The sequence below is a fragment of the Massilia sp. FBCC-B171 genome (assembly GCF_059134155.1).
The window spans coordinates 1,725,717-1,750,490 of record NZ_CP101443.1 but is presented as its reverse complement, the minus strand read 5'-3'; the positions used below and the strand labels follow the sequence as shown (position 1 = coordinate 1,750,490).

General features: G+C 65.2%; 24 protein-coding genes. 13 read left to right on the top strand and 11 right to left on the bottom strand.

What is annotated here, in order from left to right; genetic code table 11:
* Nucleotides 1-5: 5 nt before the first annotated feature.
* The 6 genes from NMB41_RS07910 to NMB41_RS07885 all read right to left on the bottom strand — a co-directional run bounded on the left by NMB41_RS07910 (nucleotide 6) and on the right by NMB41_RS07885 (nucleotide 8,083).
* Entirely contained in the window at nucleotides 6-704 is a 699-nt protein-coding gene (locus NMB41_RS07910) for a hypothetical protein (RefSeq protein ID WP_494381923.1), read from the bottom strand.
* A 17-nt stretch (nucleotides 705-721) separates the two neighbouring features.
* Entirely contained in the window at nucleotides 722-1,819 is a 1,098-nt protein-coding gene (gene zapE / locus NMB41_RS07905) for a cell division protein ZapE (RefSeq protein WP_494381922.1), read from the bottom strand.
* A gap of 135 nt (nucleotides 1,820-1,954) precedes the next feature.
* Nucleotides 1,955-3,388, bottom strand: coding sequence for a dihydrolipoyl dehydrogenase (lpdA, locus tag NMB41_RS07900; protein WP_494381921.1), 1,434 nt, complete (start codon nucleotides 3,386-3,388; stop codon nucleotides 1,955-1,957).
* Between the two features lie 14 nt (nucleotides 3,389-3,402).
* Complete coding sequence (locus tag NMB41_RS07895) at nucleotides 3,403-3,783, bottom strand: PspC domain-containing protein (RefSeq protein WP_494381920.1); 381 nt, start codon at nucleotides 3,781-3,783, stop codon at nucleotides 3,403-3,405.
* Nucleotides 3,784-3,865: 82 nt separating this feature from the next.
* Entirely contained in the window at nucleotides 3,866-5,143 is a 1,278-nt protein-coding gene (gene odhB, locus NMB41_RS07890; protein WP_494381919.1) for a 2-oxoglutarate dehydrogenase complex dihydrolipoyllysine-residue succinyltransferase, read from the bottom strand.
* Nucleotides 5,144-5,221: 78 nt separating this feature from the next.
* A complete protein-coding gene (locus NMB41_RS07885; RefSeq protein WP_494381918.1) occupies nucleotides 5,222-8,083 on the bottom strand; it encodes a 2-oxoglutarate dehydrogenase E1 component in 2,862 nt (953 codons plus the stop codon).
* A 295-nt stretch (nucleotides 8,084-8,378) separates the two neighbouring features.
* On the opposite strand from NMB41_RS07885, the gene NMB41_RS07880 reads away from it, so the two are divergent.
* The 8 genes from NMB41_RS07880 to NMB41_RS07845 all read left to right on the top strand — a co-directional run bounded on the left by NMB41_RS07880 (nucleotide 8,379) and on the right by NMB41_RS07845 (nucleotide 17,759).
* Nucleotides 8,379-9,071: a PepSY-associated TM helix domain-containing protein gene (locus NMB41_RS07880; protein WP_494381917.1), complete on the top strand. Its 693-nt coding sequence runs from the start codon at nucleotides 8,379-8,381 to the stop codon at nucleotides 9,069-9,071.
* A gap of 26 nt (nucleotides 9,072-9,097) precedes the next feature.
* Nucleotides 9,098-9,610, top strand: coding sequence for a DUF2271 domain-containing protein (locus NMB41_RS07875; protein ID WP_494381916.1), 513 nt, complete (start codon nucleotides 9,098-9,100; stop codon nucleotides 9,608-9,610).
* 13 nt (nucleotides 9,611-9,623) lie between these two features.
* Nucleotides 9,624-10,454 carry a DUF4198 domain-containing protein gene (locus NMB41_RS07870; RefSeq protein WP_494381915.1) on the top strand — a complete coding sequence of 277 codons (831 nt, stop codon included), beginning with the start codon at nucleotides 9,624-9,626 and terminating at the stop codon, nucleotides 10,452-10,454.
* A gap of 7 nt (nucleotides 10,455-10,461) precedes the next feature.
* A complete protein-coding gene (locus tag NMB41_RS07865; RefSeq protein ID WP_494381914.1) occupies nucleotides 10,462-11,463 on the top strand; it encodes an FAD:protein FMN transferase in 1,002 nt (333 codons plus the stop codon).
* The gene (locus NMB41_RS07860) at nucleotides 11,460-12,797 is read left to right on the top strand and encodes a sulfite reductase subunit alpha (RefSeq protein ID WP_494381913.1); all 1,338 of its coding nucleotides are present in this window, start codon (nucleotides 11,460-11,462) and stop codon (nucleotides 12,795-12,797) included. The genes NMB41_RS07865 and NMB41_RS07860 overlap by 4 nt, the downstream gene beginning before the upstream one ends.
* A gap of 386 nt (nucleotides 12,798-13,183) precedes the next feature.
* The gene (locus tag NMB41_RS07855) at nucleotides 13,184-15,457 is read left to right on the top strand and encodes a catecholate siderophore receptor Fiu (protein WP_494381912.1); all 2,274 of its coding nucleotides are present in this window, start codon (nucleotides 13,184-13,186) and stop codon (nucleotides 15,455-15,457) included.
* Between the two features lie 116 nt (nucleotides 15,458-15,573).
* Nucleotides 15,574-17,109, top strand: a complete 1,536-nt coding sequence (locus tag NMB41_RS07850) for an ATP-binding protein (RefSeq protein WP_494381911.1) — start codon at nucleotides 15,574-15,576, stop codon at nucleotides 17,107-17,109.
* Nucleotides 17,106-17,759 carry a response regulator gene (locus NMB41_RS07845; RefSeq protein ID WP_494381910.1) on the top strand — a complete coding sequence of 218 codons (654 nt, stop codon included), beginning with the start codon at nucleotides 17,106-17,108 and terminating at the stop codon, nucleotides 17,757-17,759. The genes NMB41_RS07850 and NMB41_RS07845 overlap by 4 nt, the downstream gene beginning before the upstream one ends.
* On the opposite strand, the gene NMB41_RS07840 is transcribed toward NMB41_RS07845, so the two are convergent.
* Complete coding sequence (locus NMB41_RS07840) at nucleotides 17,741-18,328, bottom strand: PEP-CTERM sorting domain-containing protein (RefSeq protein ID WP_494381909.1); 588 nt, start codon at nucleotides 18,326-18,328, stop codon at nucleotides 17,741-17,743. The two genes, NMB41_RS07845 and NMB41_RS07840, sit on opposite strands and share 19 nt — an antisense overlap.
* 229 nt (nucleotides 18,329-18,557) lie before the next feature.
* Here NMB41_RS07840 and NMB41_RS07835 point away from each other — a divergent pair, with 229 nt between their 5' ends.
* From NMB41_RS07835 to NMB41_RS07825, 3 genes are all read left to right on the top strand, one after another.
* Nucleotides 18,558-18,899 (top strand): hypothetical protein, encoded by a 342-nt coding sequence (locus NMB41_RS07835; RefSeq protein ID WP_494381908.1) that lies wholly within the window; start codon nucleotides 18,558-18,560, stop codon nucleotides 18,897-18,899.
* Nucleotides 18,900-18,985: 86 nt separating this feature from the next.
* The gene (locus NMB41_RS07830; protein ID WP_494381907.1) at nucleotides 18,986-19,447 is read left to right on the top strand and encodes a DUF421 domain-containing protein; all 462 of its coding nucleotides are present in this window, start codon (nucleotides 18,986-18,988) and stop codon (nucleotides 19,445-19,447) included.
* Between the two features lie 385 nt (nucleotides 19,448-19,832).
* Nucleotides 19,833-20,261, top strand: a complete 429-nt coding sequence (locus tag NMB41_RS07825; RefSeq protein WP_494382809.1) for a CHRD domain-containing protein — start codon at nucleotides 19,833-19,835, stop codon at nucleotides 20,259-20,261.
* Here the strand turns inward: NMB41_RS07825 and gluQRS are convergent.
* Together gluQRS and NMB41_RS07815 are read right to left on the bottom strand one after the other, a co-directional pair.
* Nucleotides 20,258-21,163 carry a tRNA glutamyl-Q(34) synthetase GluQRS gene (gene gluQRS, locus NMB41_RS07820; protein ID WP_494381906.1) on the bottom strand — a complete coding sequence of 302 codons (906 nt, stop codon included), beginning with the start codon at nucleotides 21,161-21,163 and terminating at the stop codon, nucleotides 20,258-20,260. The two genes, NMB41_RS07825 and gluQRS, sit on opposite strands and share 4 nt — an antisense overlap.
* Before the next feature lie 46 nt (nucleotides 21,164-21,209).
* Entirely contained in the window at nucleotides 21,210-21,704 is a 495-nt protein-coding gene (locus tag NMB41_RS07815; protein WP_494381905.1) for a nuclear transport factor 2 family protein, read from the bottom strand.
* 123 nt (nucleotides 21,705-21,827) lie between these two features.
* Between NMB41_RS07815 and NMB41_RS07810 the strand changes: the two genes are divergently transcribed.
* On the top strand, nucleotides 21,828-22,205 hold the full coding sequence (locus tag NMB41_RS07810) for a hypothetical protein (RefSeq protein ID WP_494381904.1): 378 nt from the start codon (nucleotides 21,828-21,830) through the stop codon (nucleotides 22,203-22,205).
* 6 nt (nucleotides 22,206-22,211) lie between these two features.
* The gene (locus NMB41_RS07805; RefSeq protein ID WP_494381903.1) at nucleotides 22,212-22,583 is read left to right on the top strand and encodes a hypothetical protein; all 372 of its coding nucleotides are present in this window, start codon (nucleotides 22,212-22,214) and stop codon (nucleotides 22,581-22,583) included.
* A 10-nt stretch (nucleotides 22,584-22,593) separates the two neighbouring features.
* Here the strand turns inward: NMB41_RS07805 and rnk are convergent, their stop codons facing one another.
* Together rnk and gltA are read right to left on the bottom strand one after the other, a co-directional pair.
* Nucleotides 22,594-23,001: a nucleoside diphosphate kinase regulator gene (rnk, locus tag NMB41_RS07800; protein ID WP_494381902.1), complete on the bottom strand. Its 408-nt coding sequence runs from the start codon at nucleotides 22,999-23,001 to the stop codon at nucleotides 22,594-22,596.
* A 449-nt stretch (nucleotides 23,002-23,450) separates the two neighbouring features.
* Entirely contained in the window at nucleotides 23,451-24,752 is a 1,302-nt protein-coding gene (gene gltA, locus NMB41_RS07795; RefSeq protein WP_494381901.1) for a citrate synthase, read from the bottom strand.
* Nucleotides 24,753-24,774 lie beyond the last annotated feature (22 nt).

The window sequence follows — 24,774 nt, the reverse complement described above, 5'->3', positions numbered from 1 at the left end:
CCGCCTTATTTCGCCGGAACGGGTGCCGGTTGCACCACGCCGGCTTTTTCCTTGTCCTTCTTGGCCTGGTCGGCGGCGCGCTTGGCTTCGCGTTCGGCCTTGCGCTTGGCTACTTCACGCTGGCGCTCTTCGGATTTGCGGCGGCGCTCCTCGAAAGCGGCGGCGTTCGCGGCGCGGGTCGCGGCATTCGCCGGTTCTGCCGCCGCCTCTTGCGCGGCGCGCGCGTCGCGCTTGGCGATGCGGCCGGGTACCGAAGATGGCCGCGGCGGCGGCACCGGGCTGATGGTCTTCGGCGGCGCAGTCGGCTGGGCCGCGGCGGCGGCTTCCTCGGCCTGGAACTTGGCTTCGGATGCGGCAATCGCCTTGTCGCGCTCCTCGACCGTGTTCTTGCGCTTGAAGTATTCGGCTTCGACCTCGATCGCGCGCTGGGCGGTCAGCGCCAGGCGGCGCCGTTCCTTCGCTTCGTCGAGGCAGTTATTCACAAAGAATTTGCCGTAGCAGACCACTTCGCGCTCGGCGAAGCGCGACTCGATCGCCGCGCGTTCAAGGGCGACGTCGGCCAGGCGCGCATCGGCCTGGGCTACCGAGGTGCTGGGCGTAACGACCGTGCTGACCGCAGCGGGACGCTGGGTGCCGCAGGCGGCCAGCAAGGCCGCGATGGTCAAGGCGCCGGCATGGCGCAACGTGGACTGTGCTCTGGTCATCTCGTTTCCTGTTTTTTTCAAGCGATGGCGTCGGCCGCGCCGCGCCGTTCGGCGAGCATGTATTCGCGCGACTGCATCTCAATGATACGCGAGACGGTGCGGTGGAATTCGTTCGCCAGCATGCCTTGCGTGTAGAGCTGCTCCGGTTCGACCGCGGCCGACATGATGAGCTTGACCTTGTGGTCGTAGAACACGTCGATCAGCCAGGTAAAACGGCGCGCTTCGGACGACTGGCCGGCCGACATCGCCGGTATGCCCGACAGGATCACGGTGTGGAAACGCGTGGCCAGTTCCAGGTAGTCGTTCTGCGAGCGCGGGCCGCCGCAGAGGGTCGCGAAATCGAACCAGATCACGCCGCCCGCATGGCGCAGCGCGCGGATCTCGCGGTTCTCGATGTGCACGATCGGGCTTTCGTCGGCAGTGTCGGCGACTTTCGCATAGGCCTCGCGCAGCATCTGGTCCGCTGCGGCGTTGATCGGCGTGTAATAGGCCTGGACCTGCTCCATGGCGCGCTTGCGGTAGTCGTTGCCGGCGTCGACGTTGATGACGTCGAGCTTGTCTTTCAGGAGCGCGATCGTCGGCAGCATGCGGTCGCGGTGCAGGCCGTCCGGATATAGCGTGGACGGCTCGTAGTTCGAGGTCATCACGAAACTGACACCGTTGTTGAACAGGGCCGTCAGCAGGTTGTACAGGATCATCGCGTCGGCGATGTCGGAGACGTGGAATTCGTCGAAGCAGATCAGGCGGTATTTTTTGGCGATGCGCTTGGCCACTTCGTCGAGCGGATCGGCCACGCCTTTCAGTTCATCGAGCTGGCCGTGCACGGCGCGCATGAATTCGTGGAAGTGCAGGCGCGTCTTGCGCACCACCGGGACCACGGAATAGAAGGAGTCCATCAGGAAGGACTTGCCGCGCCCTACCCCGCCCCACATGTAGACGCCGCGCGGCACGTCCGGACGGTTGATGAGACGCCTGAAAGCGGACGACCGCTGGGCCTTGTACTGGACCCAGTCGTCGTACGCCTGCTGGAGGCGGTCGACCGCTGCCTGCTGGGCAGGATCGCTAGTGAAGCCGCGCTCGGTGAGGGCGTGCTGGTAGTACTCTTGGACGTTCATCAGATATATGGCTTTAAAAGTAGGGTGGGCGGGTCTCCCGCCCACGCGTTCAACGCACGTTTGCAAGCCACGGAGCGGGCCAGATTACGTGATTTGAACGCGTGGGCGGGGGACCCGCCCACCCTACGGTCCTACTTAGAAATTCAACGAACGCTTGTCAACCGCCAGCGCCGCTTCCTTCACCGCTTCCGACAGCGACGGGTGCGCGTGGCAAATGCGGGCGATGTCTTCCGACGAAGCCTTGAATTCCATCGCGACGACGGCTTCCGAGATCAGTTCCGAAGCCATCGGACCGACAATGTGCACGCCCAGGATTTCGTCGGTCGTGGCATCGGCCAGGAATTTCACCATGCCCGAGGTGTCGCCCAGTGCGCGTGCACGGCCGTTGGCCATGAAGGGGAAGGTGCCGGCCTTGTAGGCGACGCCTTCGGCTTTCAGCTGCTGCTCGGTCTTGCCGACCCACGCGATTTCCGGCGAGGTGTAGATCACCCATGGAATCGTGTTGAAGTTGACGTGGCCGTGCTGGCCGGCGATACGCTCGGCGACCGCAACGCCCTCTTCCTCGGCCTTGTGCGCCAGCATCGGACCGCGCACGACGTCGCCCACTGCCCACACGCCCGGCAGGCTGGTGCGGCACTCGTCGTCGACGACCACGAAGCCACGCTCGTCCAGCTGCAGGCCGACGCTCTCGCCACCGAGACCGATCGTGTTCGGCACGCGGCCGATCGAAATGATCAGGCGGTCAAACACGGCGGTCTGCTCGGCGCCGGTGCTGTCTGCATAAGCGACGGTGACGTTGTTCGCGCCCTTGGTGATCGCGCCGATCTTGCAACCGAGGTTGATCTTCAGGCCCTGCTTGGTAAACAGTTTATGCGCTTCCTTGGCGATCTGCTCGTCGACGGCGCCCAGGAAAGTCGGCAGACCTTCCAGCACGGTCACGTCGGCGCCGACACGGCGCCACACGGAACCCATTTCCAGGCCGATGACGCCGGCGCCGATCACGCCGAGCTTGCCCGGCACCGCTTCGATGGCCAGTGCGCCGGTGTTCGACAGGATCAGCTTCTCGTCGAATTCCGCGCCTGGGAGCTGGCGTGCGTTCGAGCCGGTGGCGACGACGACGTTCTTGGCGGTGAGCGTGTCGGTAGTTGGACCGGTCACGTTGATGGTGTAGCCGCCTTCAGCCTTGCCCGCGAACGAGCCGCGGCCGTGGAAGAAGGAGACTTTGTTCTTCTTGAACAGGAACAGGATGCCGTCGTTGTTCTGCTTGACGATGACGTCTTTGCGCTTGAGCATCTGCGGCAGGTTCAGTTCCAGGCCCGACACGTTGATGCCGTGCTCGGCGAAGGCGTGACCGGCGTGCTCGAAGTGTTCCGACGACTGCAGCAGCGCTTTCGACGGGATGCAGCCGACGTTGGTGCAGGTGCCGCCTGGTGCAGGTTTACCGGCTGCGTTGCTCCACTCGTCGATACAGGCAACCTTGAAGCCCAGCTGGGCCGCGCGGATCGCCGCGATATAGCCGCCAGGACCGCCGCCAATGACGACGACGTCGAATTGTTTCTCGTTACTCATGAATGATTCCTTATTTATTCTTCTGGGACAAAAATCCACATCAGGAGGTAGACCAGTGCGCCGAATCCGGAGGTGAGGATGGTGAGCACGGCAAACAGCAGGCGCCAGACCCATGTGTCCAGGCCGAAGGTACCGGCCAGGCCACCGCAAACGCCGCCCAGCCAGCGGTCGGCGCGCGAGCGGCGCAGCGACTGGAAGCTGGTCACGCCGGGCGTGGGACGGGCGTCGAAGTTGCCCGTGCTGCCGCCATCCTTGTTCAGACTCACTCGCTCATTTATGCGCTCATTCGGGCCAGCGCCGGCCAGGACCTTCGCCTTGGCCCGTTCGAATTCCTCGAGCGTCAGTGCGCCGGCCTGGTGCAGTTCATGCAAACGACGGATTTCATCGGAGATCATGGTCGTGCTCCCAATGTGTGGTGGACGCGCCGCAAAACGGGCGCGTCCACGCCCTGATGATTACAGCTCAGTTACAGCTTAATTACAGGTCCAGCAGCAGGCGTGCCGGATCTTCCAGCGCATCCTTCATCGTGACCAGCGCCAGCACGGCTTCGCGGCCGTCGATGATGCGGTGGTCGTAGGACATCGCCAGGTAGTTCATCGGACGGATGACGATCTGGCCGTTTTCGACGACAGCGCGGTCCTTCGTTGCGTGCACGCCCAGGATGGCCGACTGCGGTGGGTTGATGATCGGGGTCGACAGCATCGAACCGAAGGTGCCGCCGTTCGAGATCGAGAAGGTACCGCCCGACAGGTCTTCCAGGGTCAGCTTGCCGTCCTTGGCTTTCTGGCCGAATTCACCGATCTTCTTTTCGATCTCGGCGATCGACATCTGGTCGGCGTTGCGCAGGATCGGCACCACCAGGCCGCGTGGCGAACCGACAGCGATACCGATGTCGAAGTAGCCGTGGTAGACGATGTCGTTACCGTCGACCGAGGCGTTCACGATCGGGTACTTCTTCAGCGCGGCGACAGCGGCCTTGACGAAGAAGGACATGAAGCCCAGCTTGACGCCGTGTTCTTTCTCGAACTTGTCCTTGTACTTGGCGCGCAGTTCCATCACAGGTGCCATGTTCACTTCGTTGAACGTGGTCAGGATGGCGTTGGTCGACTGCGACTGCAGCAGGCGCTCGGCGATACGGGCGCGCAGGCGGCTCATCGGCACGCGCTCTTCCGGACGGTCGCCCAGTTGCGCGACCGGTGCGGCCACTTGCTGCAGTGCTGCTTTAGGAGCGGCGGCAGGTGCCGGTGCAGGAGCGCCGGCCGGCTTGTTGGCGACTGCGGACAGGGCGTCGCCCTTGGTCACGCGGCCGTCGCGGCCCGAGCCGTCGATACCGGCAGGGCTCATGCTGTTGTCAGCCAGGATCTTGGCGGCGGCCGGCATGGCCACGCCCGACATCGAACCGGCCGGCGATCCGGCGCCGGTGGCGGCTGGCGCTGCGGCAGGCTGTTCGATCGCTGCGTTCGGCGCGGCCGACGGGAGAGCTTTGACTTCCAGCGGGCTCACCTGGGCCGAGGCGTCGGTGTCGATGATGGCGATGACTTCGCCGGCGACGACGGTGGCGCCGTCGGCTTTGAGCAGTTGCACGATCACGCCAGCGCTTGGCGCCGGCAGCTCAAGGACCACCTTGTCGGTTTCGATGTCGATCATGTTTTCGTCGCGGCCGACCGGCTCGCCGACCTTCTTGTGCCACGACAGCAGGGTTGCTTCAGCGACCGATTCCGACAGTTGCGGGACCTTGACTTCGATTTGTGCCATGTAAAACTCCGTTAAATTATTCTGTAGTCTTCGAAAAACGCCCGGCCGGCATGAAGGCCGGTCGGGCGCGGACGATGCTTATTTGGTCAGGATGAAGCCCTTGAGCTTCGAGAACGCCGTGTCGAGCAATTCCTTCTGCTGCGCCACGTGCTTGTCCGAGTAGCCGACAGCAGGTGCTGCCGAGGCTGGGCGGCCGGCGTATGCCAGGCGCTGGCCTTCGTCCATGTTTTCGAAGATGTTGTGCTGGATCTGGAACCACGGGCCCTGGTTCTGCGGCTCGTCCTGTGCCCACACGACTTCGGTCGCGTTGCTGAACTTTTTCAGTTCGGCGCCGAACGACTTGTGCGGGAACGGGTACATCTGTTCCATGCGGATGATCGCCACGTCGCTGATGCCGCGCGTCTTGCGTGCGCCGACCAGGTCGAAGTAGACCTTGCCCGAGCAGACGATCACGCGCTTGACCTTCGACGCTTCGATCTTGTCGTCGCACTCGCCGATGACGGTCTGGAAGGCGCCTTTCGACAGGTCGGTCAGCGGCGAACCGGCGTCCTTGTTACGCAGCAGCGACTTCGGCGTGAAGATGACCAGCGGCTTCCTGAACTGGCGCACCATCTGGCGGCGCAGCAGGTGGAAGATCTGGGCGGCGGTGGTCGGCTGCACGACTTGCATGTTGTTGTCCGCGCACAGCTGCAGGAAGCGCTCGATACGGCCCGACGAGTGCTCCGGACCCTGGCCTTCGTAACCGTGCGGCAGCATCATGACCAGGCCCGAGGCGCGGCCCCACTTCACTTCGCCCGAGGCGATGAACTGGTCGATGACCACTTGCGCGCCGTTGACGAAGTCGCCGAACTGGGCTTCCCAGATCGTCAGCGTGTTCGGCTCGGCGGTCGAATAGCCGTACTCGAAACCGAGCACCGCTTCTTCCGACAGCACCGAGTCGATGACCGTGAACTGCGCCTGGTTGTCCGACACGTTGGCCAGCGGCAGGTAGATGCCCTGGTCCCAGCGCTCGCGGTTCTGGTCGTGCAGCACGGCGTGGCGGTGGACAAACGTGCCGCGCCCTGCGTCCTGGCCCGACAGGCGGATCGCATAGCCCGATGACAGCAGCGAGGCGTAGGCCAGGTGTTCGCCCATGCCCCAGTCGAGGTTCATCTCGCCCTTGCCCATGTTGGCGCGGTCGTTCAGCACCTTCTCGACCAGCGAGTGCGGCTTGAAGTCTTCCGGCACCTTGGTGATGCGCTCGGCCAGGCGTTTGAGTTCCGTCATCGGCACGGCGGTATCGGCCGCGTCGGTCCACTTCTTGTTCAGGAAGGGCGCCCAGTCGACGGCGTACTTGTTCTTGAAGTCGGTCAGCACAGGGTCGACCGTGTGCTTGCCGGCGTCCATCGCGTCGCGGAAGGCAGCGACCAGCTTGTCGCCTTCGTCAGCCGGGATGGTGCCTTGCGTAGCCAGCTTTTCCGCGTACAGCTTGCGGGTGCCAGGGTGCTTGGCGATCTTCTTGTACATCAGCGGCTGGGTCAGCGCAGGCGTGTCCTGCTCGTTGTGGCCCAGTTTGCGGTAGCAGATGATGTCGACGACGACGTCCTTGTGGAACTCCGTGCGGTAGTCCATCGCGATTTGCGTGGCCAGCACGACCGCTTCAGGGTCGTCCGCGTTCACGTGCAGCACAGGCGCTTCGATCATCTTCACAACGTCCGAGCAGTACAGCGTCGAACGGGCGTCGCGCGGGTCGGAGGTGGTGAAACCGATCTGGTTGTTGATCACGATGTGCATCGTGCCGCCCGTGCCGTAGCCGCGGGTCTGCGCCAGGTTCAGGGTTTCCATGACCACGCCTTGACCTGCGAATGCGGCGTCGCCGTGCACCAGGATCGGCAGCACTTCCTTGCCCTTGCGGTCGCCGCGGCGTTCCATGCGCGCCTTGACCGAACCTTCAACCACTGGGTTGACGATCTCGAGGTGCGACGGATTGAAGGCCAGCGACAGGTGGACCGGGCCGCCCGGGGTCGAGATATCGCTCGAGAAGCCCTGGTGGTATTTGACGTCGCCCGACGGCAGGTCGTCGGCGTGCTTGCCTTCGAACTCTTCGAACAGTTCCGACGGTGCCTTGCCCAGGGTGTTGACCAGCACGTTCAGGCGGCCGCGGTGGGCCATGCCGATCACGATTTCCTGGACGCCCTGCTCGCCGGCGCGCTGGATGGTTTCATCCATCGAGGCGATGAAGGACTCGCCGCCTTCGAGCGAGAAGCGCTTGGCGCCGACGTATTTGGTATGGAGGTAGCGTTCCAGGCCTTCGGCAGCCGTCAGGCGCTCGAGGATGTGGCGCTTTTTCTCGGCCGAGAAGGTCGGGGTCGAACGGATCGACTCGAGGCGCTCCTGGATCCAGCGTTTTTCGGTCGGGTCGCTGACGTACATGAACTCCGCACCGATGGAGCGGCAGTAGGTATCGCGCAGCATTTGCAGCAGGTCGCGCAGGGACGCGCTCTCGCCGCCGAAATAGGTATTCGAGATGTTGAACTTGGTGTCGAGGTCGGCATCGGTGAAGCCATAGAACGACGGATCGAGTTCTGGGATTGGCGGACGTTCCTGGCGCTGCAGCGGGTCCAGGTTGGCCCAGCGCGAACCGAGGTAGCGGTAGGCGGCGACCAGCTGGGTCACGGCGACGCGCTTGCGCGCCATTTCCGGATCGGCTTCGACAGCGGCGCTGACGGTGCGGATCGGGCCCTGTTTCGCGCGCTCGGCGAAGGAGGCGATGACCGACGAGTGGATCACGTCAGGGCGGGCGCTGCCGTCGACGGCGGGCACGTTCTGCATGCTGTCGAAATAGGCGCGCCAGTTGTCCGGCACCGAGCCTGGATTGTTCAGGTAGGCTTCGTACAACTCTTCCACATACGGCGCATTACCGCCGAACAGGTAGGAGTTCGCAGTTTGTTGTTGCATCATTCTTGCTCACCTTTTCTTCGCGCTTCGCGAGTATGGCGGGTTAATCTAACCTTCCGCGACACGGCCTGACCGGTTAGCGGATCGCACATCAAGTTGTGGGGAAGGACAGATGGGGTCTTATCAAACCTACGGTTCCCGAAGACCCCATGTTATTGAAGAAGACCATCCTGATCCTCCGCAATAGCCGGGGTATTGTAACGCAACATACGGGGTGCATCAGGGGCAGGCTGAATTTTGTTGACCGCCTAAATGATAATGGTTATCATTTGCGTTGTGTACTCAACAGGAAGCTTGCATGTCTGTCCAGAACCCGCCGGGGCCCGTTTCGAGCCCGGCTGTCCCGTCCGCCCCAGCAGCGCCCGCCGGCCTTCCCGGCGTGCGGCGTTCGCTCTGGCTCAGGACGCTGCACCAGTGGCACTGGATCAGTTCGGCGATCTGCCTGATGTCGATGTTGCTTTTTAGCATCACCGGCTTCACCCTGAACCATGCGGCGCAAATCGAATCGAAGCCGCAAGTCACCCGCATCAAGGCGGCCGTGCCCCCTTCCCTGCTGCCCGTGCTGCGCAGCCACGCCGAAAAGCACGCCGATGGCGAAGCACCCGTGCCGGCCCAGCTGGCCGAATGGGCGAATGGCGCCTTCCCGGTCGACCTGCGCGGGCGCAGCGCCGAATGGAGCGAGGAAGACGCCTATGTCGCCCTGCCCCGTCCCGGCGGCGACGCCTGGCTGCGCATCAGCGTCGACGGCAATGCCGAATACGAACTCACCTCGCGCGGCGCCATTTCCTGGCTCAACGACCTGCACAAGGGCCGCAATACCGGGGTGGTATGGAGCTGGTTCATCGACATCTTCGCCATCGCCTGCCTCGTCTTCTGCATCACCGGTTTCCTCATCATGAAGATCCATGCGTCCAACCGGCCGTCGACCTGGCCCGTGATCGGCTTCGGCATCGTGCTGCCAGCCGTACTGGCGCTGCTGTTCATCCATTAATTCGCACTCTATATAGAAGGCATTGCATGAAACTGTCTCCCGCGCTCGCCCTGACCCTGCCATTGCTGTCGACCGGCGCCATCGCCGCCGACCTGTCGGTGAAGTTCGAACTGCCGCAACTGAACGTCGCCGAGTACCACAAGCCCTACGTCGCCATGTGGATCGAAAAGGCCGACGGCTCCATCGCTTCCACGCTGTCCGTGCTCTACGACGTCAAGAAAAAGGACAACGCCGGCGAGAAGTGGGTCAAGGACATGCGCACCTGGTGGAGGAAGGCCGGCCGCGAAGCGACGCTGCCGATCGACGGCGTCTCGGGCGCCACGCGCGCGGCCGGCACCCACACGCTGAGCTTTGGCCCGGCACGCACCGGCATCGACAAGCTGCCGGCCGGCGACTACAAGCTGGTCGTGGAAGCGGCGCGTGAAGCGGGCGGACGCGAACTGGTGCGCGTGCCCTTCACCCTGCCGGCAAAAGGCAAGGTCGCGGCCAATACCAAGGGCCAGGAAGAACTCGGCGCTGTCTCCCTCAACATCCAATAAAGCGAGACCCAACATGCATAACCCCTTCATCAAGCACGGCGTCCTGACCCTGATCCTGGCCGCCACCGCAGGCGCCGCCAGCGCCCACCGCCCGTGGATGCTCCCGAGTTCGACCATCGTCGAGAACAAGGACGCCTGGGTCATGATCGACGGCGCCGTCTCGGAAGGCCTGTTCGACTTCGACCACATGGCGTTGCGGATGAACGGCCTTACCGTCACCGCGCCGGACGGCACGACCGCCCCAGCTCCGGAAGGCGTGACCGGCAAGATGCGCGCCTCGGTCGACATTCCGCTGCCGAAGGAAGGCACCTACCGCATCGCCCTGGTCAGCAACAATGCGATGGGCAGCTACAAGGTCGGCAACGAAGTAAAACGCTTCCGCGGCAGCGAGGCCGATTTCGCCAAACAGGTGCCGGCCGGTGCGCTTGAGGTCCGCAAGACGCTCACCCACCAGCGCATCGAAACTTTTGTATCGGCCCACAAGACCAGCGACGGCGCCCTGAAGCCGACCAATACGGGCCTGGAGATGGTGCCGCTGACGCACCCGAACGACCTGCGCGCCAACGAGACCATGCGCGTGCGCTTCCTGCTCGACGGTAAACCGCTGCCGAACCTGCCGTTTTCCCTGGTGCCGGGCGGCGTGCGCTATCGCGGCGTGGCCGGCGAAATCCGCTTGAGCACCGATGCGAAAGGCGAAGCGAGCTTCAAGCTGCCGGCGGCGAACATGTACTGGATGAACGCGGCCTATCCGCCCAATCCAGGCAAGGGTCCGGGTCCAGACAACGGGCCTGCCGAGACGCGCCGCTACGCCTATACGGCCACGCTCGAAGCCCTGCCGGAGTAAACAGTCTTTGCGTCAGGTCCTCGTCCCGCTGGTGATCGATCCTGCCGTCGCACCCGACGGCAGCAAGCTCCATGAAGCCTCCGGCGCGACCATGGGCACCAGCTGGTCGGCGCGCCTGCTGCTGCCGCCCGGCGTACGCAGCCATCTCGGGCAGCAGCTGCAGCGCGAACTCGACGGCATCAATGCCGAGATGAGCCACTGGGATCCCGACTCGACGCTCGGGCGCTACAACCGCGCCCCGGCCGGCAGCTGGCATGTGCTGCCGCCGCGCTTCGTCGAAGTGCTCGAGCACGCGCTCGACATGTTCGATGCGAGCGGCGGCGCCTATGATCCCTTCGCGGGGGCGCTTGTGAACCTGTGGGGCTTCGGTCCCGAACGGCGCTACAACCAGCCGGGCTTCTATGCGCCGGCGCCTGGCGCGGTGCAGGCCGTGCTGGCGCAGCGCGGCGCGCTGCAACCTGAATTCGATCGCGCCGGCGCGCGCCTGCTGCAGCCTGGCGGCGCCCTGCTCGATTTTTCCTCGATCGCCAAAGGCTATGCGGTCGACCGGCTGGCCTGGTGCCTGGAACAGCACGGCGTGCGCCATTACCTCGTCGAAATCGGCGGCGAACTGCGCGGGTCCGGCATGAAGCCGGACAGCCAGCCCTGGTGGGTGACGCTCGAAGGCGTGCCCGGTCTGGACGCCACGCCGACGGTTGCCGCCCTGCACGGCTTGGCGGTCGCCACCTCGGGTGACTACCGGCGTTATTTCGAACACGGGGCCAGGCGCGCGTCGCACACGCTCGATCCGCGCAGCGGTTATCCGGTTGCGAACGAGGTCGCCTCCTGCACCGTGCTGCACGCAAGCTGCATGGCGGCCGATGCGCTGTCGACGACCATCACCGTGCTCGGATTCGATGCGGGCCTGGCCTTTGCCGAAGAGCGCAAGCTGGCCGCGCGCCTGCTGCGGCGCCGTGCGGGCGGCCTCGAAGAACGTAGCACCCGCGCTTATCAAGCCATGCTGCAATGATGCTCACCATCGATCCCGCACGCTGGGCCAGCGCCCTCACCCTGGTCGCGGCCTGGGGCGGCCTGTGCGCGGCCATGCTGCGCAAACCGAAAGCCGCCGCGGTCAACGCCGACGCCGACTGGCTTGTCGTCTACGCCAGCCAGACCGGCAACGCCGGCTACCTGGCGCAGCAGACCGCTGCCAGGCTGTCCACCGGCGGGCTGTCTGCGCGGGCCTTGTGCATCTCGGATCTTGATGCCGCGACCCTGGCCGGCGCCACGCGCGCCCTCTTCATTGCCAGCACCTACGGCGAAGGCGACTCTCCCGACACTGCCGCCCGTTTCGCCGGCGTGACGATGGCAGGCGCCCCAGCGCTGGCGCACCTGCACTACGCCGTGCTGGCCCTGGGTGACAGCAAGTACCTACACTACTGCGGTTTCGGCCGCTCGCTCGACGCCTGGCTGGCCGCGCGCGGCGCGACCGCGCTGTTCGAACGGATCGATGTCGACCGCGGCGAACCGGAGGCGATCGCCCGCTGGCAGCACCAGCTCAGCCACCTGGCCGGCACCAGCGACCTGCCCGACTGGGAAGCGCCCGGCTATGGCGAATGGCGCATCGTTGAGCGCACCCGGCTCAATTCCGGCAGCGCCGGCGCGCCCCTGTATCGCATCGCCCTGAGCCCGCGCGACGGCGTCCTGCCCGGCTGGGAAGCTGGCGACCTGGTCCAGGTCTGCGCCCCGGGTGACCCGGCCCAGCCGCGCGAATACTCGATCGCATCGACACCGGACGAAGGCCGCATCGACTTGCTGGTGCGCCTGCAGCAGCGTGCCGACGGCACGGCCGGCGCGGCGTCCGGCTGGCTCTGTCTCGACGCCGGCATGGACGCCACGATCGCGCTGCGGGTACGTGCGCATGCACGCTTCCGCTTAGGCGAGAACGCGGCACGGCCAATTATTTTCATCGGCAACGGCACGGGTCTCGCCGGCCTGCGTGCGCTTCTAAAATCGCGCATCGACGCAGGCGTGATTGACAACTGGCTGGTCTTCGGCGAACGCAATGTCCGCCACGACTTCCTGCTGCGAGAAGAGCTGTCAGCCTGGCATGACGCCGGCCAGCTGTCCCGCCTCGACCTCGCCTTTTCGCGCGACGGCGACGGGCCGCGCTACGTGCAGCACGTGCTGGCCGAGCGTGCCGACGACCTGCGCGCGTGGATTGCGCGCGGGGCGGCGGTGTATGTCTGCGGCAGCCTGCAGGGCATGGCCAGCGGCGTGCACGAGGCGCTGTCGGCTGCGCTCGGCGCCGAGGCGCTTGACGCCTTGGCCGCCGGAGGCCGGTACCGGCGCGACGTTTACTGACCCGATCCCAAGCCACCCTCTGCGGTGGCTTTTTTACGGAACGGCCGCGCACCGTAGGGTGGGCACCCGTGCCCACGCGAACGCTTGCATCGTGTTGGCGCGTGAGCGCGGCGATGGCTTCCTCGAACCGGATACGTTATCGCGGAGCATCCGGATACGTCTCGGTTGTGCAGGCGCTGCGGTGCTGACTCTGTGAACACGATGCTGGCGTCCGCGTGGGCACGGAGTGCCCACCCTACGGCAACGGGCCATAGATCCAAATAAGAACGCGAATGATAACGATTCTCGTTTACATATCTGCAAACGCTCACTAGAATACTGGTCAGTCCAACAAGAAGCGCCCGCGCATCAGCGGGCGTCCTCCAACGAGAGAAATCAGGAAGACCATGCAACCGATCAAAAGCCGCAAGCACGCCCCCAGCCGTTTCAACCAACACGTGAGCGCCGCATTGGCGACCATGCTGCTGCCGCTGGCCGCCAGCGCCGCCGACGCCGCGCCGCCGGTGTTCGACGAGATGAACGGCGTGCAGGTAGCGAAGGTCCGGGTGACGGGCAAGACCGAGAACGAATTCAAGGCCGAGCGTGCATCCTCGCCGAAGTACACGGAAAAGCTGGTCGACACCGCCCAGTCGGTGCAGGTCATCAAGAAGGAGCTGATCGAGCAGCAAGGCGCCCTCACCCTGACCGAAGCGCTGCGCAACACCCCGGGCGTCGGCGCCTTCTTCCTCGGCGAGAACGGCAACACGAATACGGGCGATGCCATCTTCATGCGCGGCTTCGATACCTCGGGCAGCATTTTTGTGGACGGCGTACGCGACGTCGGTTCGATTTCGCGCGACGTCTTCAACCTCGAACAGATCGACGTCGTGAAAGGCCCGGCCGGCACCGACAACGGCCGCGGCGCGCCGACCGGCTCGGTCAACCTGGTGTCGAAAAAAGCGCAGATGGAGGACGCGGTCTCCGGCTCCGTGACGGTCGGCAGCGCCTCGCAGAAGCGTCTGACCTTTGATGCCAACAAAGTCCTGAACGCAGAGCGCGGCATCGCGCTGCGCCTCAACGCGATGGCGCAGGATGCAGGGCGTCCGGCGCGCGACGTCGTCAACGACAAGCGCTGGGCGATTGCGCCCAGCCTGGGCTTCGGCCTGAACGGCCCGACCCGCGTGGTGCTGGACTACCTGCACGTCGACCAGGACAACATCCCCGACGGCGGCGTGCCGACGATCGGCCTGCCCGGCTACACCAGCCCGGACCGCGCCCGTCCCTTCATCACCGACGCCGCGCCCGTCGATCCGCAGAACTTCTACGGCTCGAACAGCGACTACGACAAGGTCAAGGCCGACATGGCCACCGTGCGCGTCGAACACGATTTCGCACCCGGCTTCAAGCTGCACAACATCACGCGCTATGGCCGCACCAGCCAGGACTACCTGCTGAGCGCCTTCCTCAATTCCAGCGCCAACCTGGCGACGCCCAACGCGGCCGACCCCTCGACCTGGACCCTGGTGCGCAACACCCGCACCGTAAAAGACCAGGAAAACCGCATCCTCACCAACCAGAGCGCGCTGACCTCGCAGTTCGATACCGGCAGCCTGCGCCACACGCTGGTGACAGGACTGGAACTGTCCAACGAGCGCCAGATCAGCTACGGCCTCACGGGCCTGGGCACCCTGCCGGCGGCAAACCTGTACCGTCCCGATGCGGGCGTCCCCGTGACGGGCCTGGCGCCGGCACGCACCGGCGCCTACAACCAGGGCGTGATCGACACCCAGAGCCTGTACGCCTTCGACACGATCAAGGTCGGCGAGCGCTGGATCTTCAACGGCGGCCTGCGCCTCGACCACTTCAGCGGCGACTACACGGTCGTGGCATTGACCAACAATGCACTTGTGCCGACCCACTTCACCGTCGGCGACACGCTGGTCAATGGCAAGCTCTCGGCTCTCTACAAGCCGACCGCGAACAGCAGCATCTACGCGATGGCCGCCAGCTCGAAGCGGCCGCCGGGCGCCAGCTTCGTCGTCTCCGGCAACGTGAACAGTGCGCAGAACCCGATCTACGATCCGCAGGAAACCCTGACGACCGAAATCGGCGGCAAGCTCGATTTGCTTAAGCAGAAGCTGGCCCTGACGGCCGCCGTCTTCCGCACCGAAGTGAAGAACGAAGTCGAGCAGGATCCGGTCGACCTGAAGTATTACCAGACCGGCCGCAAGCAGGTGCAGGGCGTGGAATTGGGCGCCACCGGCGCACTGGCGCGCAACTGGCTGGTCAGCGCAGGCTACCTGTACATGGACACGGAAGTCGAAGCAGGCAAGGTGATCACGGCCGGGGGCGAAAACCACCTGACCTATACGCCGAAAAGCGCGTTCACGCTGTGGACCTCCTACGACCTGCCCTTCGGCCTGAAGCTCGGGGGCGGCGCGCGGTATTCGGGCAGCCTGCTGCGCGGTACCGACGGCGCCATCGGCACCCCGGCCTCTACCGATTCGTACTGGGTGTTCGACGCCATGGCCTCCTACCAGGTCAGCCGCAATCTCGACATCCGCCTGAACGTCTACAACCTGGGCGACGAGCGCTATGTCGCAGCGATCAACAAGAGCGGCTACCGCTACACGCCCGGCACGCCGCGCGCGGCCAGCTTGACGGCCAACCTGCGCTTCTAAGAACTACTCCTCCGGTAGGTTTGCGCCCCTCGCCGTTCGCGGCGGCGGGCGTTTTTTTTCGCCCTGCCTTTTACAAGCTTGGCTAGAATGGCGTGCCACTACTACCATCGCGCCCCTTGAAGATATCGATCGGCCTTCGCCTGTTTGCCTCGGTCCTCTTAGCCATCCTGGCGGTGGCCGCGAGCGCCGTCTACCTGCTGCGCCAGAACGTGCTCGAGGGTTTCGGCGACTATGCCGTCCAGATCGAACTGGACCGGCTGGACGAACTGTCGAACGACCTGGCGCGCCGCTATGCGCGTTATGGCAGCTGGAATTTCGTGCCGAGCGCGGGCCGCCGCGACTGGATCGCGCAGGAGCTCGGGCGGCTGCAGGCCGAGCGCGATGCGCGTGCGCTGGCCGCGCCGGCTGCGCCCGTGGAACGCGTGCCTGCCATGCCTGCACAACCCGTTGCCCCTGTCAGCCCCGTCGCGCCTGCCCCGCCAGCTCCGCCGGCACCACCGCTGCCGCCCCTGCCCCCTCCCTCGATCGGCAACGCGCCTTTTGCCGCGCCCGACGCCATCGATACCGCGCCGCTGCAGTCGCGCATCACCCTGTTCGACGCCGCGGGCACGCCGATCGCCGGCCGCCCGCCCGGCGCCCTGCCCATGGCAAGGCGCGCTATTTTGGTCGATGGCCGCAGCGTGGGCGCGCTGGCGGTGGCGCGCACGGCGCGGCCAACCGACGCCCTGGCCTATGCCTTCCTGCAGCAGCTCGGCGCCAGCCTGTGGCTGATCGGCGCGGCGGGCGTAGCCCTCAGCGCCCTGGTCGCCGTGCTGCTCGCGGCGCACTTCCGGCGTCCCATCGGCCGCCTGGCGCAAGGCGCCCGCGCCTTGGCCGAGGGCCGTTTCGAGACCCGCCTGCTTGACAAGCGCAGCGACGAACTGGGCGAACTGGCGCAGCACTTCAACCAGCTGGCGGCGCGCCTGGAAGGCCTCGAGGATGCGCGCCGCCAGTGGGTGGCCGACACCTCGCACGAGCTGCGCACGCCGCTGGCGGTCCTGCGCGCGCAGCTCGAAGCCGTGCAGGACGGCGTGCGCAGCGCCGACCCGAGCCATGTGGCGGCGATGCTGCGCCAGGTGCTGGCGCTGTCGAAGCTGATCGACGAGCTGTATGCGTTGGCGCGGGCCGATGTCGGCGCCCTGGAAATCCGGCGCGAGCCGGTCGACCTCTGGCTGCTGGCGCTCGAGGAAGGCCAAGCGTTTGCCGAACGCCTGCAGTCGTCCGGGTTGACGCTGGAACCGGCAAGCGCGCCGGCGCGCGCCACCGTGCTGGCCGACCCCGACCGCATGCGCCAGGTGCTGCGCAACCTGCTCGAGAACAGCCTGCGCTACACGAGCTCGCCCGGACGCGTGCTGCTGTCGGCACAGGTGACGGGAACCCGCCTGGCCCTGCACATCGACGACAGCGCACCCGGCGTGCCCGATGCGGCCCTGGCGCGCCTGGGCGAGCGCTTCTACCGGGTCGACGCCTCGCGCAGCCGTGCGGGCGGCGGCGCCGGCATCGGCCTGGCGCTGTGCCGGCGCCTGGTCGAGGCGCAGGGAGGCACACTCAATTTCGCGCATTCGCCTCAGGGCGGCCTGCGCGTGACGCTCTCCATGGCGCTGCAAGCATGAATACTATTTATATTGTTGAAGACGAACCGGAACTGGCCGCCCTGGTCGCCGACTATGTACGCGCGGCCGGCTATGCGGCCACGGTCTTCGGCGACGGCGCCGAAGCGCTGGCTGCGATCCGCGCCGCCGTTCCTGCGCTAATCGTGCTCGACCTGATGCTGCCCGGGCTCGACGGCCTGTCGCTGTGCCGCGCGGTGCGCAGCTTTTCAAGCGTGCCAATCGTGATGGTGACGGCGCGCGTGGAGGAAATCGACCGCCTGCTGGGACTGGAACTGGGCGCCGACGACTACCTGTGCAAACCCTTCAGCCCGCGCGAGCTGGTGGCGCGCATCAAGGCCATCCTGCGCCGCAGCAGCGCGCCAGGCACGCCGCTGGCGATCGACGCGGGGACGCGCCGCGCCAGCGTGCATGGCCAGGCGCTGGACCTGACCCGCACCGAATTCGACCTGCTGGCGGCGCTCGCATCGAAGCCGGGCCAGGTGTTCTCGCGCGCCCGGCTGCTCGACCTGGCGCGCCAGGACAACCTCGAGGTCACCGAGCGCGCCATCGACAGCCACATCAAGAACCTGCGGCGCAAGATCGATGCCGCCGCACCCGGACTGGAACCGATCCGTTCGATCTACGGCGTCGGCTACTGCTTCGAGCCCTGAGCCGGGCGCCCTCCTTTGCGCCGGCGCCGGGCCAGCAGCGAGACCAGGCCCAGCCCGCCCATCATCATCGCGTAGGTTTCCGGTTCGGGAACCGGCGTCACGTTGATCAGCGCACGCGAAGTTGCGGTGAGGGTCAGCCCGGCCTCGTTGACGAAGATGCTGTTGCCTTCAAAGGTGACCACCGGGGTATAGGTACTCGCCGGATCGAGCGATACACTCAGGATGGCAGGGGCGCCCGTGAAGGAAAACACGTAGCCGTTGAAGCCTCCCGGGTCCGTGGTGCCGCCCGCCGCATAGTCGATGTCGATCGTCGAACTGCCGACATCGATCGTTACCGGCACCGGGTCGAGCAAGGGATCCAGGCTGGTGAGGCTCCCTTCCGGGAATTCGACGCCGGTTCCGACGACTGCGGTGAGCAAAGCCGTGACCCGGTCGTCCTCGGTCGGCGCGGTGCAGCAATAGCCCGCCAAATTGACCGTTGACCCGGTCAGGCTCTGCGCCTGCGCTCCCGTCATGGGGCTGAAGGCGAGGGCCGCGGCTGCGGACGCTAGCAAGAGTCGCATACTCATGATTTCTCCTTGATCTGATTTGTCAGTAGGAGTTATTCAATCTCAACGAATTGCAGAGTTATCCTTTGATCGGGCTCAAATGAAACTCAGCGATATTGCGTTAGCGCACTCGGCGTTGCGCTCTTGGCGGGCGCTTCGACGTGCAGGACCTCCATCGTTTCTCCACATTCGGCATGCACAGTGAGCTCAATGGCGCCACGTTCGCGCGCCGCACTTCGAGGAGAACAACATGCAATTACTGTCCATCGCCTTCGCCGCCCTGCTGCTCGCAGCGGGCAGCAGCCAGGCCGCCGCCGGCATTGACGCCGGCATCGCACAGAGCACGGAGTGGACCGCGCCCCCGGCGCCGCCGGCACCGCCTGCGCTGCCGTCGATACCACTCCCGCCCGCCCCGCCGGCCCCGCCGCCCCTGCCCGCGATCCCGGCCGAAGCGCATGCCGCCTGCGCCGGCAAGGCCAGCGGCAGCACGCTCACGTTCACGCCCGCCCCCGGCGAAACCATGAGCGGGGTGTGCCGGCGCGTCGATGGACGCATGCAGTTCCAGCTGCACAGCTATCACAAGCGCGATTGAGCCTGGCAGCCTCGTCCGTAGCGGACGCCCTCCTGTTGACAAAATGATTAGAATCAGGGCATCGGCTTTCAAACTTCGGGGCAGCTATGTTCGATATGGATTTGGCGTGGTGGGAACTCGTCGTGCGCGGCGCCGTCGTCTATCTGGCGCTGCTCCTCATGGTGCGCCTGTCCGGCCGCCGTACGGTCGGCCAGCTCACGCCTTTCGACTTGCTGGTGGTGATGCTGCTGTCGGAAGCGGTCTCGAATTCGCTGACCGGCGGCGACAATTCGCTCGGCGGCGGCTTGATCATCGCCGCCACCCTGATTGCGCTGAATACGGGCGTGGCCATGCTCTCGGCCTACAGCCGGCGCGCCTCCACCATGCTCGACGGCACCGCCGTCCTGATCGGACGCAACGGCGAATTCTTCGACAAGGAAGTGAAACGTTGCCGCATCGCGGAGTCTGACCTGGAACAGGCGCTGCGCACCGCCGACTGCGAACTCCACGACATGCAGACCGCCTTTCTCGAGGCAGACGGCGAGATCACGATCCAGACCAGGAAGTGAGCCGCTGCGGCCGGTGAATATGATTCACCCTGGGGAGATCGGCGCAAAATCTGTATCAGATTGACCCCAGTGCGCGGCCCGCTTCCACCTGTTCAATTTCCCTCGGAGTTTATTGTTCAGCGGCTCCTGCCCATCCGTACCGTGTGAGCGTCCCCCAACCGATGTGCTAATTTTTTTGGCAGCGCCACGCCGTGGCGCCCGGGATTCTTTCCTGATCAGGAGGTTTGCCATGAAGCATATCTTGTCCATCCTGGCGCTGGCGGCGGCAACGCTGTTCGCGCCATTTGCCGCCCAGGCCCAGACGACCATCATCAAGGCGGTCGCGAGCGGTCCGTAGGAAGCGCCGCCGAACGGTTCGGCCGGCTCGAGCGTCGCCAGCTTCGAAATCGACGGCAACCTGCTGCGCGCCGAAGTGCCCTTCCGCGACTTGCTGGGTACGACGGTCGCGGCCCACATCCACTGCTGCACCACCGAGTCCTTCACCGGCACCGCCCCGATCGCCCTGCCCTTCGCGGACTTCCCGACCGGCGTCACGAATGGCCTGTATTCCCAGGCTTTCGACCTGACCGACGCCGCGGTCTACGCACCGGCCTTCCTGACCGCGTTCGGCGGCACGGCGGCGAGCGCCAGCGCGGCGCTGATCGACGCGATCAACTCCAGCGAGGCCTACCTGAACATCCACACGACCGAGTTCCCGGGCGGCGAGATCCGCGGCTTCATCGTGGCCGCGCCGATTCCGGAACCGGCAACCTGGGGCATGCTCGCCCTCGGCATGGCGGGCGTGGGGATGATGGCGCGGCGCCGGCGCGCCTAGGTAATGGCGGCGTGCGTTTCCCGCTCGGCCAGCAGCACGCGCCAGGCGGGAATCGCGGCCTGCCAGAAGGCGGCGAGCGAGGGCGGCTGCGCGAGCGGCAGTCCGAGGAAGCGCGCGGCTTCCATCAGGGCAGCGATCGCCGCCGCTTCATCCCCCGGCAGCACGGCCAGCGCGCCGGTCTGCTTCGAAAGCTTTTCGCCATCGGCATTGCGCACCACCGGCACGTGCAGGTAGCGCGGCGTCGGCACGCCCAGCACGCGCTGCAGGTAGATCTGGCGCGCGGTTGAGTCGATCAAATCAGAGCCGCGCACGATATCGGTCACGCCCTGCTCGGCATCGTCCACCACCACCGCCAGCTGGTAGGCCCAGTAGCCGTCGGCGCGCTTCAATACGAAGTCGCCCGACTCATGCGCCAGGTGCTGGGTCGTGGGGCCGGCGAAGCGGTCGATGAAGGTGATCGTGTCCTCCCCCGCATCGGGTACGCGCAGGCGCAGGCTGCGCATCGTGCGACCCTCGGCCAGGCCAGGGCGGCAGGTACCCGGATAGATCGCGGCACCATCGGGTCCGACGCCCAGGCGCGAATCCTGGATTTCGCGGCGGTTGCAGCCGCAGGGGTAGGCGTGCGCGCCGAGCTTTGCGGCGGCCGCCGCATACAGGTCCTTGCGCCGGCTCTGCCAGACGACGTCGCGGTCCGAATGCATGCCGAGCGAATCGAGCAGTGCGAGGATGGCCGTGTCGGCGCCGGGCACGCTGCGGCCTTCGTCGATGTCCTCGATGCGCACCAGCCACAGACCGTCGTGGGCGCGCGCGTCGAGATAGCTGGCGACGGCGGCGACCAGGGAGCCCGCATGCAGCGGCCCGGTGGGAGAAGGCGCGAAACGGCCGATGTAGGTGGTGCTCACGGTGGGACGGGAAGGCGAAGACGGGGCAATACGATAGCACAGCCCCTTATTTTGGGCCGCCCTTCCAGCCGTTCTTCTCCTCGAAGTCCTTGATCAGGCGCGTGACCTGACTGCCCACCTCGTTCGGCACCGCCATCGACAACTGGTAATGCACGATCTCGAAACTGTCGCCCTTGCGGCGCAGGACGCCGCTGGCCTGGCAGACGCCCATTTGCGTGTCGAGCAGTTCGTCGAACCAGATGATCGACTGGTCCTCGGAAAAATACACGTTACGGCGTTGCGCCTTGAAGGCCCAGGCCGACTTGCGCTTGAAGTAGGGTTTGGCCCAGGCCTTGAACTCGTCGCGCCGCCAGTGCTCGCTCTTGTCGGTGCCGATATAGACACCGTCTTTCGCGATCTTGTCGAAATAGGCCGGACGCGCGTGGGCTGCGTCGCTATGCCAGCGGTCGACAAAGGCATTGACCTGTTTCTTCAGCAGCGGATCGGCCTGCGCCGCGAGGGCGCACAGCAGCAGCGAGCAGGCAAGCAAAAAACGTTTCATGGAATCGCAGACTGTTGACTAAGAAATCACATTCTACACAGCCATATGTAACCAAGTGTACAAATTGCCAAACATTTTACGATCAGGTATATATTTGGCAACATTACTTTTTCTCATTTCGCCATGCGCCCTTCCCTGCTCTGTGTGCTCAGTTTGCCCCTCCTGGCCCAGGCGCAGACGCTGCCGGCGACATCGACGCAGAAAAAGGCGGGCGGCGTAGTTGAAGAGGGAAAATTGCCGCTGCGGGCACGCCTGGACAAGGACACGATCCGCGCCGCCATCGCAGCCACGCCGGCCGAGCCAGATGCCAAGCGGCGCCGTCTTGATGCGGACACCCTGAGCGGCACGGTCCATGAAAACTTCGCGAAAGATTTTGCGCAAGCGCGCAAACCCGATTGCCTGCACTCGGAAGGCCTGCGTAACCAGCCGACCTTTTTCCTGAACGGTTTCCTCGCGCTGCCCTTCATTGCAGTGGCCAAGCTGCGCGGCGTCTGCCGCTGAAGCGCCATGACAGCGACCCTGCTCGCCCTGTTGATGTTCTCCGGCGCCGCCGAGGCCACGGCGCCGGCCAGGCCGGCAGCCAGCCTGCCGCTGCGCGCGCGCCTGACCGACGAAGTCATCAAGCAGGCGGTACGCGACACCCGGGACGAGCAGCCTGCCGAGGGCGAAGCCGCCCCTTCCGGCCAGGTGTTGCGTGGAGACCGCGCCCAGGCGTTCTCGCGCGCGTTCACCTACGCGCAGAAGCCGTCGTGCATGGGATCGGATGCGCTCAAGTTCCAGCCGGCCGAGATTTACACAAAGGACTGGCACTTCGCCGCCAAAGAGCTGATGGCGTTGCCTTTCTGGGCCACGGCCATCGTCAAGGGAAAGTGCAAGTAGCGCGCGAAGCCTAGCGATGCAGGTCGCCGGCACTCTCCGGCTGGTACACGATCTTGCGCACCGTGACGTCGAAGCGCGCCCCATTCGGCCCGGTCCAGTCGATGCTGTCGCCCACCTTCAGGCCCAGCAGCGCACTGCCGACGGGCGTGAGCACCGACAGCTTGCCGGGCGCGCCATCGACATCCTTCGGGTAAGCAAGCGACATGTCGAACTCCTGCGCCGCGTCGCCGGTGACGAAGCGCACGCGCGAATTCATCGTGACGACGTCCGTCGGCATGTCTTGCGGCTCAACCAGTTCGGCGCGCGCCAGCTCGGCCAGCAGGGTCTCGCGCGTTGCGGCCTGCGCGGCCGGCAGGGAATCGAGCATGTGTTCAATGCGCTCCATGTCGAGCGAGGATACGACGATTGGTGGTCTCATTTGTGACTCCAGTATGGCAAAAAAGGGTATCCCCGCATGATGCGGAGAAGTTCGATGCAGTGGAGGAGGCTCGGGAGGACGGATGGCGCGAGGCCGGCCGGGTTTTTTCCTCACCGAGCCCGGGAGAGCCAGGCGAGATCTCGCACGGAGAGCAGACGAACGGACGCGACGCGACCTCCCTCGTTCAGGGACGAACCACAAAGCCGGCAGCAGTAGCTCGATGAATTCATGGTGGAAGTCGAAATCCGGTAAACGTAGGGGTCCTTGAGGCCAGTGACCTCAAGGACGGGTTCACCGGGCTCTGCCCACGCGGTACAACACATGCACACCGCAAAGCGCGCACAGAAAGCAAACCCCAGTATAGCCCCCCTGCCCCATCCGTCAACCTCGCGCCTGGAAATGAAAAAAGCGGGCCGCAGCCCGCTTTCCTTGAAACTATCTAAACCGAATTAACGCTTGTCGATACTCGGCACATCACGCACCGGCGAACCCACGAACAGCTGACGCGGACGGCCAATCTTCTGCTCAGGATCGGCAATCATCTCGTTCCACTGGGCGATCCAGCCGATGGTACGGGCCATCGCGAAGATACCGGTGAACAGCGAGACCGGGATGCCCAGGGCCGACTGCACGATACCCGAGTAGAAGTCGACGTTCGGGTAGAGCTTGCGCGAGACGAAGTATTCGTCTTCCAGCGCGATGCGCTCCAGTTCCATCGCCAGCTTGAACAGCGGGTCTTCCTGCAGGCCCAGCTCTTCCAGCACTTCGTGGCAGGTTTCGCGCATCAGTTTTGCGCGCGGGTCGAAGTTCTTGTACACGCGGTGACCGAAGCCCATCAGCTTGACGCCCGAGTTCTTGTCCTTGACCTTCTCGATGAAGGCAGGGATGTTCTCGACCGAGCCGATTTCTTTCAGCATGGTCAGGGCCGCTTCGTTGGCGCCGCCGTGGGCAGGACCCCACAGGCAGGCGATACCGGCAGCGATACAGGCGAACGGGTTCGCGCCCGACGAGCCGGCCAGGCGGACGGTCGAGGTCGAGGCGTTCTGCTCGTGATCCGCGTGCAGGATCAGGATACGGTCCAGGGCGCGCACCAGCACGTCGTTGACCTTGTACTCTTCGCACGGGTTCGCGAACATCATGTGCATGAAGTTGGCGCTGTACGAGAGGTCGTTGCGTGGGTACATGAACGGCTGGCCAACGGTGTACTTGTAGGCCATCGCGACCAGGGTCGGCAGCTTGGCGATCAGGCGGATCGCCGAGATTTCGCGCTGCTTCGGATCGTTGATGTCGAGCGAGTCGTGGTAGAACGAGGCCAGCGCGCCGACGGTGCCGACCAGGACCGACATCGGGTGCGCGTCGCGGCGGAAACCGCGGAAGAAGAATTGCATCTGCTCGTGAACCATCGTGTGCTTGGTCACGGTGTCGCTGAAGGTTGCCTTCTGCTCGGCGTTCGGCAGTTCGCCGTTCAGCAGCAGGTAGCAGGTTTCCAGGAAGTCGCAGTTCTCGGCCAGCTGCTCGATCGGGTAGCCGCGGTACAGCAGCTCGCCCTTGTCGCCGTCGATGTAGGTGATGCTCGAGTTACATGCCGCGGTCGACATGAAGCCCGGGTCGTAGGTGAACTTGCCGGTCTGGCCGTAGAGCTTGCGGATGTCGACGACGTCCGGTCCGATCGTGCCCTTGTAAATCGGCATGTCGATCGATGGGCTGCCGTCGGAGAACGACAGGGTTGCTTTGGTATCAGAGATATTCATGGCACTTCCTTCTTGGGAGTGG

Bases quoted from the DNA above. Each gene is read 5' to 3' on its own strand.
- NMB41_RS07910 (WP_494381923.1), bottom strand. From the start codon at position 704: ATGACCAGAGCACAGTCCACGTTGCGCCATGCCGGCGCCTTGACCATC.
- zapE (WP_494381922.1), bottom strand. From the start codon at position 1,819: ATGAACGTCCAAGAGTACTACCAGCACGCCCTCACCGAGCGCGGCTTC.
- lpdA (WP_494381921.1), bottom strand. From the start codon at position 3,388: ATGAGTAACGAGAAACAATTCGACGTCGTCGTCATTGGCGGCGGTCCT.
- NMB41_RS07895 (WP_494381920.1), bottom strand. From the start codon at position 3,783: ATGATCTCCGATGAAATCCGTCGTTTGCATGAACTGCACCAGGCCGGC.
- odhB (WP_494381919.1), bottom strand. From the start codon at position 5,143: ATGGCACAAATCGAAGTCAAGGTCCCGCAACTGTCGGAATCGGTCGCT.
- NMB41_RS07885 (WP_494381918.1), bottom strand. From the start codon at position 8,083: ATGATGCAACAACAAACTGCGAACTCCTACCTGTTCGGCGGTAATGCG.
- NMB41_RS07880 (WP_494381917.1), top strand. From the start codon at position 8,379: ATGTCTGTCCAGAACCCGCCGGGGCCCGTTTCGAGCCCGGCTGTCCCG.
- NMB41_RS07875 (WP_494381916.1), top strand. From the start codon at position 9,098: ATGAAACTGTCTCCCGCGCTCGCCCTGACCCTGCCATTGCTGTCGACC.
- NMB41_RS07870 (WP_494381915.1), top strand. From the start codon at position 9,624: ATGCATAACCCCTTCATCAAGCACGGCGTCCTGACCCTGATCCTGGCC.
- NMB41_RS07860 (WP_494381913.1), top strand. From the start codon at position 11,460: ATGATGCTCACCATCGATCCCGCACGCTGGGCCAGCGCCCTCACCCTG.
- NMB41_RS07855 (WP_494381912.1), top strand. From the start codon at position 13,184: ATGCAACCGATCAAAAGCCGCAAGCACGCCCCCAGCCGTTTCAACCAA.
- NMB41_RS07845 (WP_494381910.1), top strand. From the start codon at position 17,106: ATGAATACTATTTATATTGTTGAAGACGAACCGGAACTGGCCGCCCTG.
- NMB41_RS07840 (WP_494381909.1), bottom strand. From the start codon at position 18,328: ATGAGTATGCGACTCTTGCTAGCGTCCGCAGCCGCGGCCCTCGCCTTC.
- NMB41_RS07835 (WP_494381908.1), top strand. From the start codon at position 18,558: ATGCAATTACTGTCCATCGCCTTCGCCGCCCTGCTGCTCGCAGCGGGC.
- NMB41_RS07830 (WP_494381907.1), top strand. From the start codon at position 18,986: ATGTTCGATATGGATTTGGCGTGGTGGGAACTCGTCGTGCGCGGCGCC.
- NMB41_RS07815 (WP_494381905.1), bottom strand. From the start codon at position 21,704: ATGAAACGTTTTTTGCTTGCCTGCTCGCTGCTGCTGTGCGCCCTCGCG.
- NMB41_RS07810 (WP_494381904.1), top strand. From the start codon at position 21,828: ATGCGCCCTTCCCTGCTCTGTGTGCTCAGTTTGCCCCTCCTGGCCCAG.
- NMB41_RS07805 (WP_494381903.1), top strand. From the start codon at position 22,212: ATGACAGCGACCCTGCTCGCCCTGTTGATGTTCTCCGGCGCCGCCGAG.
- rnk (WP_494381902.1), bottom strand. From the start codon at position 23,001: ATGAGACCACCAATCGTCGTATCCTCGCTCGACATGGAGCGCATTGAA.
- gltA (WP_494381901.1), bottom strand. From the start codon at position 24,752: ATGAATATCTCTGATACCAAAGCAACCCTGTCGTTCTCCGACGGCAGC.